The sequence below is a fragment of the Bartonella sp. HY761 genome, from assembly GCF_026743145.1.
Taxonomy (GTDB): Bacteria; Pseudomonadota; Alphaproteobacteria; order Rhizobiales; family Rhizobiaceae; genus HY038.
On sequence record NZ_CP104887.1, the window covers coordinates 1,219,904 to 1,239,726 of the forward strand.

Genomic DNA, 19,823 nt, shown 5'->3' on the forward strand with positions numbered 1-19,823 from the left:
GTGAGTAAGCGTTAATATTGAGCTGAATAACACCATGCTAATTTAAGATTTGGCGAATTATTGGAGTAATGGATGCCTGAAATTATTTTTAACGGCCCTGCAGGGCGTCTTGAAGGACGCTATCAACCTTCATCAGAAAAAAATGCCCCTATTGCGATTATCTTGCATCCTCATCCACAATTTGGTGGCACAATGAATAATAAGATCATCTATGATCTGTTTTATATGTTTCAAGAGCGCGATTTTACCACACTACGCTTTAACTTTCGCGGTATTGGTCGTAGCCAAGGTGAGTTTGACCATGGAGCAGGTGAATTATCTGATGCTGCTGCTGCGTTGGATTGGGTTCAATCGCTGCATCCAGATTCACGCAATTGCTGGGTAGCGGGCTATTCTTTCGGCTCTTGGATCGGTATGCAATTATTAATGCGCCGCCCTGAGATCGAAGGTTTTATTTCAGTTGCGCCGCAGCCTAATACTTATGATTTTTCCTTTTTAGCGCCATGCCCATCATCAGGGCTTATCATTCATGGTGATGCGGATAAGGTTGCACCGCCAAAAGATGTGCAGTCTTTGGTAGATAAATTAAAAACTCAAAAGGGTATTACAATCACACAAAAGACCTTGGAAGGTGCAAACCATTTCTTTACCGGTCGTGTTGAAGAATTAATTGATGATTGTTCTGAATATCTTGATCGCCGTCTTGCTGGTGAACTTTCAGAGCCAAGAATGAAGCGTTTGCGCTAAGTTTTGTAGCCAACCATCTTATAGGTTTATGGGATGGTTGCATTTAAAGCTAAAATTTTTCTGGTTGCATCTATGCTTTTTTCAGCGTGAAGAAACGAGGCATAGGCGAAGTTAAATTTGTAGTTTACCTTTCTGCATAGCTATGAGCTGTTCGCAGATGATGTCGATATTGAATTAATGAGTAAAACTAAATATGCAGCATTTTAAATGATGGATTTTAATAATGCTGACAAAAGGGAGCAATAAATGGCCGTTCAAGATGGCACTGAGCTTGTCTTTTTACCACTTGGTGGTGTAGGCGAGATTGGTATGAACCTTGCGCTATATGGTTATGGCGCTGAAGATGACCGCGAGTGGTTGTTGGTGGATATGGGGGTAAGTTTCGCAGGGCCAGACCTGCCTGGGGCAGATTTAATTTTGCCGGACATCAGATTTTTAGAAAGTGAGCGCCATAATATACGTGGGTTAATTATCACCCATGCTCATGAAGATCATTATGGTGCTGTGCTTGATTTATGGCCAAGGTTAAAAATACCAGTTTATTGCACTGCATTTACCGCCGGCATGTTGGAAACCAAACGGCAATCAGATTACCAATCCTATGAAGTACCGCTGACCCTATTCAAAGCTGGCGAGCGTTTTCAAGTTGGTCCTTTTGAGGTTGAGGCTGTTGCAGTTAACCACTCCATTCCTGAACCTGTCTCTTTAGTGTTGCGTACCCCACTTGGTAATGTAGTCCATACAGGCGACTGGAAGATTGATCCAGAACCAACGCTAGGCAATACTACCGATGAAGCTAGGTTTCGCCAAGTTGGTGATGAAGGTGTTCTTGCGCTTATTTGTGATTCAACCAATGCTATGGTTGAGGGTACTTCGCCAACCGAAACAGCAGTTAGCGAAAGCTTGGCAACTATCATTGGCAATGCTAAGGGAAGAGTTGCGATTACAACATTTGCATCAAATGTGGGTCGTATTAAATCTATTGCGGTTGCGGCTCAGCACGCAGAGCGTAAGGTGCTTTTACTTGGACGCTCAATGAAGCGCAGTGTTTTAGTTGCGCAAGAACTTGGAATGATGGAAGGACTTGATCCATTTTTATCGGAAGAGGATTATCCTTATATCCCGCGTGATAAGATCGTTATAATCCTTACAGGATCCCAAGGCGAACAACGGGCAGCATTAGCTAAGATTGCGCGTGATGAAATGCGCGATATTGAACTTGGCGCTGGCGATATGGTGATTTATTCATCACGCTCTATTCCGGGTAACGAAAAAGCCATTATAGAAACGCAAAATCTATTAATTGATCGCGGCGTTGAAGTGGTAACTGAACGTAATGGCCTTGTTCATGTATCTGGGCACCCACGCCGTGATGAATTGCGGCAAATGTACAAATGGGTGCGTCCAGAAGTTCTTGTTCCAGTTCACGGCGAGGCAGCGCATTTGACAGCCCATGCAGCTTTGGGTGCACAAGAGGGCATTAAGAAAGTTGCGTCAATTCGCAATGGCGATATGCTTTTATTGGCTCCCGGTGAAGTGCGTATTATTGATGAAGTGCCTGTGGGGCGTATTTATAAAGATGGATATCTCCTTGGTGACGAGGATGAGCTTGGTATTCGCGAGCGCCGCAAATTAAGCTATGTCGGTCATGTTGCTGTATCTTTGCTAATGGATAAAAATTTTGATTTAGCAAGTGCGCCTGATCTTGTGGCTTATGGTGTACCAGAAACTGACGGTCGTGGTGAGTTGATGGAAGATCTATTAATGGATCGGGTTGAAGATGCAATTGGCTCTATTCCAAAACAACGTCGCCGCGATAGCGAAGTTGTTCGTGAGTCTGCGCGCAGAGCAGTGCGTTCAGCCGTCAATGAAATTTGGGGTAAAAAGCCTGTGGTAACGGTATTTTTGCATCGTAAATAAAATATCTAACACTATGTACAAATAAAAAGCCCTTTTCGTTGATGAAAAGGGCTTTTTAATTTTTGCAATTTTTTAGGCTTATTTGCCTTCTAGCTGTTGCAAGCGATAGTTAAGCAGCCGTGAAAAACGTTTTTCAAAGTTAAGGGTTTCAACGCGCTCAAAATAAGCTTGCGCACGGTCTTGTTTGCGCATGATGCGATTGACAACCTTATTGATGTCTGCTTGTAATTCTTTACAGTCTTTACGATAATAAAGAGAGCGAATAGCATGCTCCATTTCGCTGGCATGGGCGCGAGCGATAATAATGTGGCTTTCTTCATGGCGACGAATATCGCGGTATAAAACATCCCAAATAATGGCAAGTTCAGCTGATCGTGTTGAGTTGCGCTGTTTCCAGCGTGGAAGCAATACGTTAGCCTGAATATCAATGTCAGCTCTTGCAACTTTACAATAGCGTCCATCCTTTACAAGTTTAATATTAGGCACAAATTTTAAGCGCGTGGCACCGGGATGACGACTACCTGTCGTTTTTAAAAATGGACCTCTCCCTGACATTGAGCGATCAAGTTCAGCCGCAGTATTTCCGGAAATTGTATAAAAACTATCTTTACGATAAATTTTTGATGCAGATGCGGATTGCGCCAAGCAGACAACAGAGAAGGCTGCTAAAATTATTGTGGGAAGCATGCGCATTAACCGATACTCCTGAAATGCGGGATATGAGTAGTTGAGGACAAGTGTAAAACTATTATATAGAAGTGTAATTATTATTGATAAAACAGAATCTCTTAAAAAAAGTAAATTCTATGAATAAAATTTGGAAATGTGCACATAATCGAGAAATTATTTTAGGACCTAAGTCCATATTAATGGGAATTTTAAACGTAACCCCAGATTCTTTTTCTGATGGTGGCCGCTTTAATCAACCAGATATTGCTGTTCAAAAAGCCAAAGCAATGATTGAAGCAGGTGCAGATATCATTGATATTGGTGCTGAGACTACAAAACCAGGTGCAGAACCGATAGATGTGGAAACTGAGTTAGATAGGCTTATACCCGTTGTAAAGGCTTTGGTAAAGGAAACAAACTGCGTTATTTCGATTGATACCTATCATGCGCAAACTGCGTTTGAATGTGTTGCATTAGGGGCACATATTATCAATGATGTTTGGGGGCTACAAAAGGATGCCGATATGGCTGATATTGTTGCAAAAACCGGGGCAGGGGTTGTTATAATGCACACCGGGCGCGAACGGGTGCGCGACAAGGATGTTATCAAAGATCAAATCCATTTTTTAACAGAATCACTTAAGCTTGCAAAAAATGCTGGTATTGGTGATGAGGCAATCGTGCTTGACCCAGGCTTTGGTTTTGCAAAAACTGTTGATGAAAACATGACTCTGATGAAACGGGCAAATGAATTACATGTCTTAGGCTATCCTTTATTGGCTGGTACATCACGCAAACGTTTTATAGGCAGCGTTGCCCAAATAGATATTGCCGATCAACGCGATGTTGCAACAGCAGCCACGTCAGTATTAATGCGCAATCTAGGTTTTGATGTTTTCCGTGTTCATAATATTGAAGTGAATAAGGATGCGCTTTTAATTGCGGATGCTTTTGTAAGGGCTGGCGCATAATGAATGTTGAAGCAGAAAATCCCTATAAAAAGGTTTGGCTTGGCCTCGGTGGTAATATTGGCGATGTGCCGAATAATATGGCAGTGGCATTGCGAAAGCTGATTGAAACACCAGATAATAAGCTATTAGATATATCATCTCTATATAAAACACCGCCATGGGGAAATGTTGACCAGCCATGGTTTTATAATAGTTGCGCTTTAATTCATACTCGTCTTGATCCGCAGAGTTTTTTGGACCAATGTTTGAAAGTTGAGTTAAGCCTTAAAAGAGAGCGTCTTGAGCGGTGGGGACCAAGAACGATTGATCTCGATATATTGAGTTTTGAAGGGGTTGAATATTTTAAATCAGATAGTTTAACGCTTCCTCATCCACGTATTAGTGAGCGATGTTTTGTATTGTTACCGCTTGTTGAAATTGCCCCTGATTTAAAGATAGGCGTGCACAAAGTGTGTGATCTTATAAAAAAATGTGCAAATGAAGATATTGAAAAAGTTAGCAATGGCAAAGAATGGATCAATTTTTAACTTCAAATGTCTGAATATTGCAAGAATTTAGTTTTTTAATCATTAATGCCTAGAGCTACTCTAGAAGCTTTACGATAATCATTCCATGGGCGTTGAGGAGATCCCGACGCCCATTTAATAATAAACTCTCCATTTTCATTATAAATTTCAGCCGTACCATTAAGTGCAATATCGCGCTTTGTAATCAGTAATGCATTTGCTTTACAACTTTCATTGCTGAGTTTTGGATAGCTCGTGCTGACATAGTTCAAAAATATAATATCTGCTTTGTTGCAGTTTTCCTTTAAAAAATTTGGATTATCGATGATTGTTAGCTGTTTGTTGCTTTCTAAACTTAGTTGGCAAATAAATTCTGTGCAGGTAAAACCAAAGGGGGCTTGGCTGTTTACTGGTATGATATCTCCAGGTTTTAACTTCAAACTGCTAAGCCAGTTATTCACAAGGTAACTTGGCGGCCTTTCTTGATTGACTGCAAATTTATGATCTTTAGTAAAAGACGCAACCAGACGGCCATCTTCAGAAATCAATATGCTTGGAATTGGTGAGCTAAAAGTGAGCAACATACCAACACAAAGGGGAATAAGTCCAAGTAGCCTTAATCGCGTTTGTAAGAAAAAAAGTATAATTAGACCCAAAGTTAAAAATATTAAATCATGTTCATTAATTATGTTGGTATTAAAGTCTGGTGAAATAGAGGAAACCCAAAATGCAATTTTTTTTACGATATCGACGCCAGCTCCCATAATTTGTAATGGTAGCCATTCAAGATGAAGTGGCATTAAAACTGCTGCCATAAGTGCAAAAGGCATCACCAATATAGACATGATAGGAAAGGCAAGCCCATTGCCCAAAATTCCAAGTGGCGCAGTATTGTTGAAATGATAGGCTGCAAAAATTCCACTAGCAAAGCCTGCGACTAAAGAGGCTACTGCGGTTGAAACAATTGGCACCAAAACAAATTTATATAGAAATTTCTTTTTAACTATTTTTCCATTTTGTTTTTTCTCTCGATTGCTCCACCAGCCAAAAACCGCAATTAGTGCCGCTGTTGCAGCAAAGGACATCTGGAAGCTAGGTCCAAGAATTTCATGGGGAGAAATAATAATTGTAATCAGTGCAGCAATGGCAATATTTCGCATGGTAAGGGCGGAGCGATCAAATACGATTGCAATCATCATAACGGCAACCATCACATAAGAGCGCTGGGCGGCAACATCTGCCCCAGATAAAATAAGGTAAAATGTTGCAGCAAATAGCGCAATGATGGCTGCTAGCTTTTTAGCTGGATAACGCATAGCAAAAGATGGAAAGCAGGATAGAATAAGGCGAGCCACTACCAAAATCATACCAGTTACCATTGCCATATGTAGGCCGGAAATAGAAAGAATATGGGAGAGCCCAGAAACCCGCAGCGCTTCATTGGTATCATCACTAATGCCTCCCCTTTGTCCGGTGATCAATGCAGCGGCCACCGCACCAGCCTCGCCACCAATTGCGTTAGTAATACGTTCGGTCATGTTGCTACGTAGGGTGGCAATCGCTAAAAAAAGCCGCTGGGTTATATTGGTTGGCGCTGAAACGGAAATTATTTGTGGTTCGCCCATAAAAAAACCTTGGGCGCTAATACCTGAATAATAGTTATGGAACGAAAAGTTATAACTGCCGATGCGTGACGGGCCGCTAGGAGGGCGCAAGCGAACAAGCCCATAAAGTCCATCGCCTATGAGTATATTAGCGGGTAAGCTTCGTGCAGTTAAACGTATCTTATCAGGGGCAAAGGGAAGCGTGGGGTTTTCACTTGCTAAAACTTGAAGATCTAAACGGTAGTCGCCTTTAACGCCTTTATCAAGTGATAATACTCGACCTGTAATCGTGGTTGTTGAGGTATTAGCAATGATAGGTGTATTTTTTCGAATAGTTTCCACCTTGCCTGCAATGGCGCCAGCATTAAAAATGACGAAGGTAAGTGCAAATAAACGCAACGATCGGCTATGACGAAAAAGCGCAAAGATTAGAAGACTTAACAGCAATAATATAAGGAGATAAATTAATGATGGTTCATAGTCTAGATTGAAATACCAAATGGAACCACTGCCAGCAATAACCGGTAGAAATAAAAATATACTGCCAAGAGCACCTTCAAAATTATATAAATTGCAAAGTCTGCTGTAAAGCTTAATGAGGCGATCAAACAGCCAGTTTTTATTTTTTGGCGGAAGGTAAGCAATATCGTCCGGAGTATCTATTATCCGTGGATGACTTTGGTTGGAGGGTGTCTTAACATTTTTAGCCAAATGCTGAAGATCCTCCCTTGTTATAGTAAAATTAAATTATTCCTTATTGTCTAATTGAAATGAGATATTACTCTTTTATATTTATATTGCACAGTAATATTTGCCTTAATAAAAATATATTTTAATTTATATTAGAATCTATATTTATTATAATATTTTTGATAGTATAATAATTTAGAGATTTTTGAGATTTTTGTAAGCTGATGGTGCAAAAAACGTAAATTAGGATAGGGGCTTATGCTTTATTAATGCTTATTAGGCATTAACCTTTGAAGCTTTAACCAATGAAATTGTGCCTGATTTCTTTAGAGTGCCATAGATGGTAAGCATATTGAAGAACGTTTTTCAGTGAACCAAATTTGAATTCAAATTGAATTTTTTACATTTTTAGTCTTATAAACCATTCTTGAATTTTATTTATTTGTAATTAATTTTGACTTGACCGTTGATAAAAAACGATCGGATAATTCGCCGTTGGTTGCCCTTGCTAAAAGTAGCGCCCCTACCATTACCGACAAATCATAGATTGCGTCGTCTTTAGCTGTATCACTGTCTTCTAACGTGGTAAGAATAGCTAAAAGTTGTTCTATTCCCTGCTTAAAAGAATTTTTAATCATTTCGCTGGTGTCATTACGCGAAATATCCATGGCGAGACATGATATAGGACAACCTTCAGCAACATTGTTTTTGTTTTCTTGTGACAAGTAGCCTTCTATTATCGCTTGCCGCGCCGCTGCTTGCGAAGGTGCGTCTTTTACTCTTTTTTGCCATTTTTCGTTTGAAGCGTTAAACACGAGCGAACAAATCTTGGTCAATAATTCATCTTTTGAGCTGTAATGCTTATAGAAACCACCATGGGTTAAACCAGATGCATTCATAAGATCCGCGATACTAACTTTTAGCCCCTTTTCTTTGATGAGCTTCGCGGTTGTTTTTTCTATTCTTGCGCGATTTTGGATCATTTTGTCCTTTGAAACTCTTGGCATAAAGGCTCCAAATATTAAATCAAAAAATAAATAAAAACGATAATTTACCCGTAAAATGCATCTAAAAATAGAAATTGCATTAAAATAGATTTCATTTATAATCTATTTAAACAGCCTATACAATTTTAAAAACCAAGATTAATCACAGCTGACTTTCCCCTGTTAAATGGATTTGAGAAGAATAAGGTCTAATATGTCGACAGAAAAGTTTTAGCCAAATTTTATGTACATCATCATCGGCAGCGCCATTATTTTAGCTTTGTCTTTGGGAATTCGTCATGGATTTGGCCTATATCTTGTGCCTATGAGCCATGAATTTGGTTGGGGCCATAATGTTTTCAGCTTAGCTATTGCGATGCAAAATCTTCTTTGGGGAATAGTGCAACCTTTTACCGGGGCGTTTTCTGACAAATATGGCGCCAAAAGAACCGTCCTTATTGGCGGTGTTCTCTATAGTTTGGGCTTAATGTTAATGGCCATCAGCTCATCTGGGATAATGTTGAACTTAAGCCTTGGTGTTATTTTAGGGGTGGCGCTATCGGCAACGTCTTTTTCTGTATTGCTTTCTGCCGTTGGGCGTGCGGCACCCGTGCAAAAACGCGGCTTAGCGATGGGCATGGCTAGTGCTGCGGGGTCTTTGGGACAATTTATTATGCTGCCTTCGACATTGCTTTTAATACAAAACTATGGATGGTCGACATCCTTGCTTATCAGTGCTGTATTAAGTGCATTAATTATACCATTGGCATTTTTATTAAAAAATCCTCAGTCGTCTAAAGGCGCTGCTTCTTTAGCGAAAAATAAACAGCAAGCCTCATTAAAAGAAGTAATTGGTATCGCTATCAAATATAAGCCATTTTTGTTTTTATCTTTAGGTTTTTTTGTTTGCGGTTTCCAAGTTGTTTTCATCGGTATTCATATGCCAGGCTATTTAATTGATAATGGTTTTGATAATACGACGGGCACAATATTTTTGGCGCTTGTTGGTCTATTTAATATCGTTGGAACTTATTTAGCTGGCTGGCTTGGTGATAAATATTCAAAGCCGCATTTGTTAATGGCACTATACGGTCTGCGTGGAGTGGCTATAATTATTTTTCTAACTATGCCCTTAACCACTTATTCGGTATATTTATTTGGCGCGGTGATGGGCATCCTTTGGCTCTCGACCGTGCCGCTAACTAATAATATTGTTGCCAACATCTTTGGAGTGCGTTATTTAACCACCCTTGTTGGTCTTGTCTTTTTTACCCATCAAGTAGGATCATTTTTCGGAGGTTGGTTAGGTGGTGTCAACCATGACCTGACTGGAAATTATACAAATATATGGATTTTTGCAATTTTTCTAAGTCTAGTTGGTGTAGCAGTGCATTTCTTTGTTAATGAAAAGGCTATTATTCATGAATAAATCTCTTAAGCTTTTCAAGTTTAATGCAGCACTTATCGCTCTTGGCTTAGTCATGTTTGCAGTTTATTTGTGGACAAAAACCCCTGATTTATTTGCAAATTTCAATCATGCTTTTTGTCCCCATTAATAAGATAATGAATACGGCTACGCTGAAAGCGTTATCAATCTATGATTACAGTTGAAATGACCACATAAAAGAGTAATTTATTTTGCAGCTATTACAAAATTTGCTTATTTTTCTTTTCTTAACCATATGATCTATGCCGTTATTTTTATTAGCAGACCGAATGATTTTACATCATATGCATTTGTCAGTTAATCGAGCGGCTAAGAAAACAGTATTCATGAGGTTAATAATACCAAATAATAATAATTGCGTGAGAGATGAGCGAGTTTTAAGGTGTCTCTTGAACCCGTTTTGAAATTATATTTATGCTTCTTCTAAGGGCGGAGGGGAGCTAATAAAAAATGCCGCAATAAACATGCGGCATTTTGTAGTTCCAATAATTTACTATTGATAAAATTAGCGTTCGCGTAAAGCTTCGCCAGCTCTGTTGAGAGGCTTTAACAAATAAGCAATTATGGTCTTTTGTCCTGTACTAATTTCTGTTGTGGCTACCATACCTGGAAAAATTGAATATTTATGATCCTTTTCAGGATGGTTTTTATCTTTTACATCAATATAGCTTTGATCTGTCTGTACGTGGACACGATAATAGCGCACGCGTTTATCTGCTTCATCTTCAATAGTATCTGGTGAAATATAAATAACTTTGCCTTTCATAGATCCATATACGCCAGAGTCATAAGCAGAAATTTTTACATTAGCACTTTGTCCATCATGGATAAAAGCAATGTCACGAGGGGTGATCTTGGCTTCAATTACCAATTGATCGTCCTGCGGTACAATTTCCATCAAGATTCCGCCAGGTGCTATAACACCACCAATAGTAGAAACATTGACATTTTTAACAATGCCTTCTGTTGGGGATGTAATAACTCTGCGGCTAAGTTGGTCTTTTAAGCCTCCGAGGCTTTTGATTAGCGGCTCCAATTCGCTCATGGTTTTGGTATAATCATCTCGTAACGCTACAAGATATTGATTTTGACTAGCGCCAAGACTGGTAGTGAGCTCAGCAACGATTTGTTGGAGACGTAGCAATTCGGTCTTGCTTGCCGCGCCACTTTGCATGAGAGGCTGAGCTATTTTAATTTGTTCCTCAGCAAGATTTAACTGGTTTTGGATATTTGAAATGTTTTCTTTAAACGCACGCCTATTAACCGTGAATAGGTTTGTTTCACGTTGCGTTACCTCTTTAAATTTTAACACATCTGCTGGAAAATCAATCTTATCCGCATCGTTAATTTCCGCTTCAATACGCGCAGCTCTAGCTTGCAGCGTGATAATTTTTGATGAGGTTTCATCAAATTTAGCTTGAGACAATTTCATGTCAAGAGTGGCTAATACATCACCTTTTTTAACCGTATCGCCTTCTTTTACTGTAAGATTTTCAATAATTCCGCCTTCAAGGTTCTGAACGATCTGTCCTTTCATTGAAGGAATAACTCGACCTTCGCCTACTGCAACCTCTTGAAGCTCAAAAAGACAAGCCCACACTAAAAAAGCAGCAAGGGCAGTCATCATTATCCAAAGCATTATACGGGCCTTATTCGTTACACCGTATATTTTGAACATTCCATCACTAAACATGTTTTCCCCGCCTTATTTTCTAAATGGGTTTTCTGATGCCTTGGCTGGCTTGATTGACAGCACACCAGAACCCGATTTAGCATATGGGTTGGGCGTTTTTGTGGCTTCGGTAGTTGGTGTTGGCTGCACAGCTTGCTGGCCAGCGCTCATTGCTTTTAATATTTCATCCTTAGGTCCATCCCTAATGATGCGACCATTATCTACAATTAATATCCGGTCAACGAGTGATAACACTGGATATCTATGGGTAGCAACGATTAGCGTGCGATTGGTTAGCCATTGTTGGAGATTGCGTAAAACTTCAACTTCCGTCCCTTCATCAAGTGATGCAGTGGGTTCGTCAAGGATTACGACGTTAGGTGAACGTAAATAAAGACGGCTCAGCATAAGCGCTTGTTTTTGTCCACCTGAAAGTCCGATACCACTTTCGCGAAGTTTTAAATCTAAACCATGGGGCTGATTTAGTAGTAATTTGTCGGCGCATGCTAGTCGCATTGCTTTTAAAATATCTTCATCGCTAGCTAATGGGCTACCAATGAGAAGGTTATCACGCAATGTCCCGTAAAAAAGGCTTGATTCTTGTAGCATTGCACCAACGTCGCGGCGGATATCTGCAATATCAATAATTTTCATTGGTGTGCCATCAAGCGTAATTTGACCTTGAACAGGTGCAGAAAGTCCAGCAATCATACGCAATAGTGTAGATTTCCCAGCGCCAACACGCCCCAACACAGCAATCCGCTCACCGGCTGTGATAGTCAAGCGAGGTATAACTAAGGCGGGTTTTTCCATAGGCCCATAGGCATAGGCAACATTTGTAAAGTCGAAGTTACCTAAGATGACAGGCTTGTGGTAATAATCATTTTTGCTGTCATGATCGACCGGTAAAGTAAGCAAACCATCAAGTGCTTTTTTACCAACGCGGGCATTTTGCAAACGACCCAAAATACCTGGAATTTGCGCTAATGGAGCAATTGTACGACTAGTCAGGATTGAGCAGGCAAGCACAGCACCAAATGACATGACATTATTCAAAATACCATATACACCCGCAACAATTACGCCGACATAGGCAAGCTGTTGTATCATTTGTGAAAAATGCATTAATAGAGCAGCCCATTTGCGCTGTTTCAAGCTGATGTCACCGCTTGTCTTGTTGACGTTATCCCAGACGTTACGGAAGCGTGGCTCTGCTTGTAGTAATTTAATGTCTTCTGCGCGGTAGATAGATTCCATTAAAACTGCGTTACGCAGCGCCGCTTCGTCAAGGCCAGCATTTGCTAATTTGGCGAGTGGAATTTGGGCAATGATACCAGGTAAAATAATCAACGGAATAGCAAGAATTGGAATCCAAACTAATGGACCACCAAGCGCCCATATAATTGCCAAGAACACTGTAACAAAAGGTAAATCAATTAATACACCAAGCGTACTAGAGGTAAGCAATTCGCGAATTTGGTCAAGGTCACGTAGCTGCGAAACCAAGGTGCCAGGTGAACGTGGTCGTGCATCATTGCGAATATTTAATGTGCGCGAGAAAAACATACCAGACAATTTTAAGTCAGCAAGTTTTCCAAAATAGTCCGTAACTGAGACCCGTGACATACGCATCAAGAATTCCATAACCATTGCAATTGCAACGCCGGTAAAAAGAACCCATAGCGTTGAGAGTGATTGAGATGGAACAACGCGATCCCAAACTTGCATCGCAAAAAGTGAAGTACCGATAGCAAGAAGGTTACCAAAAAGAGAGCCAAGCCCTAATTGCACCATAAGAGGCCAATTGCTGGTAAAGATACCCCTCAACCACGATTGCGGCTTTTCTTCAAGATATTTGTCAAGACGGTCATCGCGTACAGCTTCATGACGGTCAAGCAATAAGATTTGGCGTTTTCCAGCCTTAAAAAGCTGATCAAGCGCCACGCGACGTTCAAAAGACTTTCCATTTACTACAAAATGGATCAAAGCCTGCTTTTCGTCAAAGGCAGTTAGCAAACCTAGTTCTTTGCCAATTTCAATGACGCATGGCAACATAGTATTAGAAAGATTGCTTTCGTCTATGCTTAAATAGGTTGCATTAAGGCCGCACGCCAAAGCAATATCTATTGTAGATTGTTTGGGATCCCCGCCTTTTGTCCAAGCTGCTGCATTGCGCACCAATTCAGGTGAAGATTTTATACTGAGCTGACGCGCAGCTAGAAGTAAAACATCAGTCCATTTTGTTGCATCAAAGGCAGGTTGTATACTGCTAATATTTTCAATTTTATCGGTCATTATGACACCCCGCCAATTATCGTCCGCCTCTTAAACGCTCCACTAGTTCACCAACCGCAGTGTAAGCTTTAATACGTGCGGTCATATAGTCGGCCATTGCTGTAACATATTCACTTTCAGCAATAAAAGTTTCGCGTTCGGCATTTACCACATCCGTTAAAGGACGTTTATTTAATGTATATTGTTGCCAATAAAGATCGCGTGATGTCAAAGATAGTGACATCAGTTGTTTTGAATTATCCATTCTGGCGGTAGCACCATCAGCTTCTGTTTTGGCAGAGCTGACAGTGGTTCGTGCAACGAGCCGCTCATTTTCACTTGCCTGCTTGGCTGCATTTACCTCCGCCTGTGCTGAAGCAATTTGGTGTTTTTCCCTAAAGCCTGAATTTAATGAACCGCTCAATTGCAAGCCAACAAATGAATTATCATTGGTGATATTACGCTGTCCTGTGGATTTTTGTTGGCTTGCAGCTACACTTACCGATGGGTAAAGTTGTGCTTTTGCAAGCCTAACACGTTCGAGCGAAGCTTTAACTTCTGCATCCGCGGCCAAAACATTGGGCGTATTTTCAATTGTATTGCGTCCACGGCCAAGAGAATCAAGGAATTTTGAGGTTGTTTCCATATTCGCCACTTTTGTAGGGCGGATACCAGTTATTTCAGCAAAACGTCCAGCAGCTATATCAAATCTGTTTTGAGCAGATAAAAGATCCGAGCGAGCACGTTGAATCGCCAAGTCTGCTTGATTAAGGTCAACTGCGTCTGAAAGACCGCTTTCAACACGTTCGGCAATTTTTTCACGTGTGCGCCGCATCGCTCCATATTCGCGTTCCGCAGCAGCAATTAATTCTTGAGAGGCGGATAATTCAACAAAAACCACAGACATATTGGTTGCAACATCTTCAACAGCTTTAGATAAAAGGTAGCTGTCTTTTTCGTAAGTCGCTTTGGCTACACCAATTCGACTTGAAGTGCGACCAAAATCATAGACTAATTGGGTTACACCTACTGAACCGCGCACGCTTGATCCAGTTCGGTCACTATTACTTGCGGCATAATACCGGTTATAGCCTGGATCTACACCATATTGAAATGTTGGATACCAAGCCGACTTTTCAATGGAAATTTGTGCATTGCTCTGGACAACAACAGCTGATGCGCGGCCAATATCTGGGTGGCGCGCGATTGCAATACCCACGGCATCAGTAATATTGAGGTTATCAGTATTGATTGTATGGAGCGGATTGTTACTCGCATTGCTAACATCATTCGCCCTTGCTAATGAAAGAGTAGATTGGGGCGGATTTGCTAATGCTTGCACATTCTGATTTCGTTTTAACTTTAATCCTTGGCAACCTGATAAAGTTAGAACGCATGCCATTGATAGCACGCCGATAAATACTTTGCCAGACGAATTGGATAAAGATTTCACTGCAGCTTTTTCACCCCGTTTTGCACTCTGCGATGTCATCATTATTCCTTTTAAAATAAATGTTTTATTCAAATAAAATTTCTTTAATAATTGCCAAACAATTTAGAGTAAGGCAAATATCTTATCCACCATATTCAATATTTGAGGCTATTTATTATTGCAATCCAATAAGATTGTGCAATTTTAGAATAAATTGATAAAAAATCCACTCATGAAATTAGCAATTACAATCATGATGCATTAACCCAGCCCGCTATTTTAAAAACCTACTTATAGTATAATTGCTCATAGAACAAGAGAAACAAAAATAGTTTTTTGGTTTTTATTACAGTCTTAGCAATTTACTGGCCAATAGCTTTATTAATCGAAAATGTTCGAGGATTTTTCTATGTTGTGAAATATCTTGCCGGCAGTGTTGCTTGATCAGCTAACTTTATAATGGATGAATGGTTGAATGGTTCCATTTATATTAAAAAATTCTCGCATCCAAAAAAACATAGGCATGCGGTAATTTATGGTTTGGTAAGCTAAATGGGGATGTTGCCAATGTTTGTTTATCTTTTTGTATGTATTGGTGGTTTGTTGGACTTTTCTCTTTGGCGTGATGTGTCACGCCCCTAGCGCTAGACACCTTAGCTGTTACTTCTTTAATTCCGCGACTTATATTGATCTCTAACCGTTTTGTTTGCAGGGGTTCTAATTTGGTTAGACGTCGTCGGATTCCATTTTATTGTATAACAAAGTGAAATGAAAAACGTTGGCAGTGCAGCAATCTTCGATCTTGTTTTGGAAGATGTTGCTCCTGATAATGGTTAATTGTCTTTAGAACATTGCAAGCTTTGTAGGCATCTCTTTTGTGAGTTGAAGGGATTAAAGTTTAGTGCTGTAACAAGGCAAGGTACAAAGTGGAATTTTACCTGTTTTTTTGTACGTGTTATAATTACAACTTCGAAATAGGGTGCTAGTTGCCGGTTACTTTGAAAGAATTAGTAAAATATATTCCTGAAACGTAATATATTTTTTTAGTTAGGTTGATTTTTTATTTTATTTGAAATTTAATCAATTATTATAGTAATATTTTCGAATTTTATTTTTTTATAAATTAGTTTTAATTTATTTATATTTGTTTTTTTCATTTTAATAAAAATATATTGATATTATATGTATTTTTATAGTATGGATATTTTGATTTTTGTTTATATCGATCATGAGAAATTTGAATTCTTATTTTTGTTCTACGGGGTGTTTGGGGTAGAGATAAGGATATGACGATTTTTCTAAGATAAGTTATCAAAATTTGTTTGGCTGCTGGTTTTGGTTACATTTTGTTACCATCTGGCTTACTAGTTTGTTGAAGGCGGGGAAATATGGCTTCTATATCATTTGTTGGGACTAGTGGTTCTGATCATCAGATCCATTTTGGGTTTGATTCAAATAAAGAAAAGAAAGTTTTGTGGTTTGACATTGTTGATTATGCGCCAGGTTCTCAGGTGCGTTTAATATCAACAAATAATCCAAACGATGTGTATTTTGGGCAATATGACTCTGTTACCGGTTATTGGATGGTTGATCTAACCAGTGGGCCTGCTTTTGATGCAGGTTATTTACCTTTTACCATAAGCGTTATTGGGCAAGACCCCGTCGATAGTGCTAATTTGTTTTTTAGGGTTCACGTTCTGCCCCCAATTACAACTGTGCCAATTATCGAAACTTTTACTGATAATGTTGGGCTTCTGCCGGATGGTCAAGGTGAGTTTCCTTCAGGAACCCAAACAGATGATCGCACCATTACGCTTAATGGCAAGGTCGATAGTGAATATTTAAATAATCCTGAAAAAAGCTTTTATAAATTAGTAATTTATCAAAATGGTGTACGCCTTGGTACGGCGAATGTCGATGCAAATGGTAATTGGTCTTATGTGGTAGATGATGTTCTTGAGCATCATACTAAGTATAATTATGAGGCTCGCTTTGAGGATGATGGGGGAAACGTAGGCGATTATTCATCTAAGTTTGTTGTTGATGTTGAGTTGTCTATATCTATAGATTCTTTAACTACCGCAGATTTTACTCCACTGCTAACTGGACATATAGGTTTTGAACTTTTACAAGATGAATACGTAACAATAAGCGTAAACGGAAAAACTTATAGTTCTTCTAATGGTCAGGTTGTCGTTGATCAAGAAAAAATGACTTGGTCATTACAAATTCCAGATAGTGATGCTTTAAAAGCAGGAACTTATGAAGTTGTTGCCGCATTGCATAAATCTACAGGGGAAATAATTGTACAGGACAATACTGCAAATGAGTTGCGCATTCTCGATCCGGTGATTCCACCTGTTGTTGAAGGGAATGATGACGAAAAAGCAACCGCGATGACGCTCAGCGAAAATGGGCAGTGGAAAATTTATACTAACGGAACAGTACTCGACCAAAAAGCGACTGATGAAAAAACGTTTGGTACGTTTGATCAGACCCATTTAAAGGGTAAAGATGTATATGGTCCAATTAATAAACCTACTGCTGGAACGCAAAATGGTACATGGTTGGATATAAATCGTGACGGTTACATGGATTTTGTCTCCAACGATGGTAATGCCGAAACCGGTCAGCAGATGTATTATAATATTGGTAATAATACCTATCTATCATATCAAATAGGTAGCCAATATCGAAATGGGCCAGATTACAATCCTAAAGCTAATGTTATGGCTCAATATGCTGGCGTTATTGGTTTTGACAAAAATGGGGATGGTTTTGCAGATATTGCCTATGGTAATATTGCTCCAGGGCGGTCTGGTTTTGTGACGGCCCCAGGAAGCGGTTATACATCTAATCGCACTTGGGATAGTCAGATTGTCAGTAATATTAACGGTAATGTTCAATCTATGGTTAAAGATAAGAATTTTACTGATTCGCGACTTGGTCCGTCTAATTTTGATTATTCGCCAAATGCTTATAATGCTCAGCCAGGGCCAGAAATTTCCGGTGTTGATCTTAATAATGATGGCATTGTGGACCTCGTTTATCATGGTGTTAGCGGTTATAGTAAACTTGGTAACGAAAGACCTGATGTTCGCCGCATGAGTAATGATCAGCAACGGCTCGTTGTTGTGTCAAGTGATGGTAAAGATGGTTATTCGACAAGTCAGATTATTGAAGGGGTTTTCCAAAATACCGGTAAGGCAAATTCCACGACAAGTAATGCTATTTCCATGACTTGGGCTGATTTTAACGGCGATGGTTTCATGGATTTGTTTATTGGCCGTGGCAAGGCTCAAGATGGCCATTCTGAGTATGAAAGCCGTATCCTTTACAATGATGGTAACGGAAATCTTGGTTCAACTGCTCCAAATGCCATAGGGACGGCTAATAATATTCATTGGCTAGGCGATAATTTGGAAGGTGGTCCATCAATTGCTGTCGATTGGAATGGCGATGGAAAAATGGATATTATCGAACTACCAGCTTATTCCGCTGGTAACGGTGTATCTGCAAATGGTACCACTGGTACAGTCAATCTTTACACTAATAACTCAACGTCCTCTGGTAATAGTTTTTCGACTTCCAATCTGTTAGGCGGTACTAATACAATAGGTGTAAACGGTACAGTAAATGCGCATAAAAGTCCTGGTAAAAATGATCCTGTAACAGGCGCTGTTGTTGCTGATATTAATTGGGATGGTGCTCAAGATTTGTTGATTTTCACACAACAAGGAAATACAGAAATCGTCCGCAATCAAACAACAATTGCTAAGGGAACAGCATTGCATTTCCGAATTCTTGATCAAGAGGGTATTAATTCATTTTTAGGAAATACCGTTCAACTATACGATTCCAAAGGAAACCTTGTTGCTTCTCAAATTATAAATCCTCAGTCTGGTAACCAAACTAGCGATACGTCAGGTATTGTCAATTTTTACGGACTAGATCCAAATGAGACCTATTCACTTAAATTATTGCGTAATGTGAAAGGTGTGAGTTCGAATATAGATTCAACTGTTAATGAAGCTTGGGGTGGTTTTGTTGCTGGCGAAGCATATGAAGCACATGTATTGACCGCTGAGAGTGGAGATAGCTCAAAAAATGCCAATTTGGGTACCGGTATTGTTGGTACGGGTTACAATGACACATTTTATGCGACTAAAGGTACCGATAAATATGACGGCGCTGGCGGTTGGTCCATAGTGAATGGGCATAAAGAGTGGAGCGATACGGGTGGTCTCGATATTATAGACTTTAAGTTGGCTGGTAATACCGCAGTTAATGTTGATTTAAGTAAGACAACTTACCAAAATACTGGCTTTAATACAGTGCTATTGAAGAATATCGAAGGTGTTGCTGGTGGTAATGGTAACGATACCTTTACAGGTAATAGTCAAGATAATTACTTTAATGGTCGTGGCGGTGATGATACCTTTAATCTTCATAATGGTGGCCATCATACATTAATATATGAGCGTATTGATGTAAATGACGCAACCGGTGGTAATGGTCATGATATTGCAAATGGTTTTACCATTGGTGATTTTAATACAAATGCCAATGCGGATCGTATCGATCTTTCGGGATTGTTGATTGGTTATCAGGATGGCGTCAGTAATATTGCCGATTATATTTCTGTGGTACATCAAGGTAATAATACTATAATTTCAGTTGATATTGACGGTACAAATTCGCAGTTTTCTAGTTCCGCGATACTAACATTGAATAACGTTCTTACAGATTTGGATACTTTGGTGAATAATCACCAGATTGTTGTTTAATTTAGTTGGAGCTCTAACTGAAAATTTGAATTGCTTCCTGCGCTTGTTGGTGCGGGAAGCTTTTTGTTTGGGTGGCCTTAATCTCTTAGAATTGGTTAAGGCTGTTTCGATTTTGGTA

Annotated in this window: 12 protein-coding genes; 6 read left to right on the plus strand and 6 right to left on the minus strand. The window is 39.6% G+C overall.

All coding sequences use genetic code 11. From position 1 onward, the window contains the following. The first annotated feature begins 72 nt into the window (after nucleotides 1-72). Entirely contained in the window at nucleotides 73-747 is a 675-nt protein-coding gene (locus N6A79_RS05175) for an alpha/beta hydrolase (RefSeq protein ID WP_182419214.1), read from the plus strand. A 246-nt stretch (nucleotides 748-993) separates the two neighbouring features. Further along, nucleotides 994-2,667: a ribonuclease J gene (locus N6A79_RS05180; RefSeq protein WP_268547257.1), complete on the plus strand. Its 1,674-nt coding sequence runs from the start codon at nucleotides 994-996 to the stop codon at nucleotides 2,665-2,667. Nucleotides 2,668-2,745: 78 nt separating this feature from the next. On the opposite strand, the gene N6A79_RS05185 is transcribed toward N6A79_RS05180, so the two are convergent. Continuing rightward, on the minus strand, nucleotides 2,746-3,360 hold the full coding sequence (locus N6A79_RS05185) for a DUF922 domain-containing Zn-dependent protease (protein WP_262080207.1): 615 nt from the start codon (nucleotides 3,358-3,360) through the stop codon (nucleotides 2,746-2,748). A gap of 113 nt (nucleotides 3,361-3,473) precedes the next feature. On the opposite strand from N6A79_RS05185, the gene folP reads away from it, so the two are divergent. Together folP and folK are read left to right on the plus strand one after the other, a co-directional pair. Beyond that, nucleotides 3,474-4,307, plus strand: coding sequence for a dihydropteroate synthase (folP, locus tag N6A79_RS05190; protein WP_268547258.1), 834 nt, complete (start codon nucleotides 3,474-3,476; stop codon nucleotides 4,305-4,307). Beyond that, nucleotides 4,307-4,834 (plus strand): 2-amino-4-hydroxy-6-hydroxymethyldihydropteridine diphosphokinase, encoded by a 528-nt coding sequence (gene folK / locus N6A79_RS05195; RefSeq protein ID WP_268547259.1) that lies wholly within the window; start codon nucleotides 4,307-4,309, stop codon nucleotides 4,832-4,834. The genes folP and folK overlap by 1 nt, the downstream gene beginning before the upstream one ends. A 35-nt stretch (nucleotides 4,835-4,869) precedes the next feature. Here the strand turns inward: folK and N6A79_RS05200 are convergent, their stop codons facing one another. Together N6A79_RS05200 and N6A79_RS05205 are read right to left on the minus strand one after the other, a co-directional pair. Next, on the minus strand, nucleotides 4,870-7,128 hold the full coding sequence (locus tag N6A79_RS05200; protein WP_268547260.1) for a ComEC/Rec2 family competence protein: 2,259 nt from the start codon (nucleotides 7,126-7,128) through the stop codon (nucleotides 4,870-4,872). Nucleotides 7,129-7,541: 413 nt separating this feature from the next. Beyond that, complete coding sequence (locus N6A79_RS05205) at nucleotides 7,542-8,114, minus strand: TetR/AcrR family transcriptional regulator (protein ID WP_268547261.1); 573 nt, start codon at nucleotides 8,112-8,114, stop codon at nucleotides 7,542-7,544. Between the two features lie 223 nt (nucleotides 8,115-8,337). Between N6A79_RS05205 and N6A79_RS05210 the strand changes: the two genes are divergently transcribed. Beyond that, nucleotides 8,338-9,522, plus strand: coding sequence for an MFS transporter (locus N6A79_RS05210; RefSeq protein WP_268547262.1), 1,185 nt, complete (start codon nucleotides 8,338-8,340; stop codon nucleotides 9,520-9,522). Between the two features lie 523 nt (nucleotides 9,523-10,045). Here the strand turns inward: N6A79_RS05210 and N6A79_RS05215 are convergent. From N6A79_RS05215 to N6A79_RS05225, 3 genes are all read right to left on the minus strand, one after another. Next, on the minus strand, nucleotides 10,046-11,179 hold the full coding sequence (locus N6A79_RS05215; protein ID WP_246708149.1) for an HlyD family efflux transporter periplasmic adaptor subunit: 1,134 nt from the start codon (nucleotides 11,177-11,179) through the stop codon (nucleotides 10,046-10,048). 66 nt (nucleotides 11,180-11,245) lie between these two features. Further along, nucleotides 11,246-13,507: a type I secretion system permease/ATPase gene (locus N6A79_RS05220; RefSeq protein ID WP_182419222.1), complete on the minus strand. Its 2,262-nt coding sequence runs from the start codon at nucleotides 13,505-13,507 to the stop codon at nucleotides 11,246-11,248. 16 nt (nucleotides 13,508-13,523) lie between these two features. Continuing rightward, on the minus strand, nucleotides 13,524-14,981 hold the full coding sequence (locus tag N6A79_RS05225) for a TolC family protein (protein ID WP_268547263.1): 1,458 nt from the start codon (nucleotides 14,979-14,981) through the stop codon (nucleotides 13,524-13,526). 1,325 nt (nucleotides 14,982-16,306) lie between these two features. Between N6A79_RS05225 and N6A79_RS05230 the strand changes: the two genes are divergently transcribed. Then, complete coding sequence (locus N6A79_RS05230) at nucleotides 16,307-19,705, plus strand: type I secretion C-terminal target domain-containing protein (protein ID WP_268547264.1); 3,399 nt, start codon at nucleotides 16,307-16,309, stop codon at nucleotides 19,703-19,705. Nucleotides 19,706-19,823 lie beyond the last annotated feature (118 nt).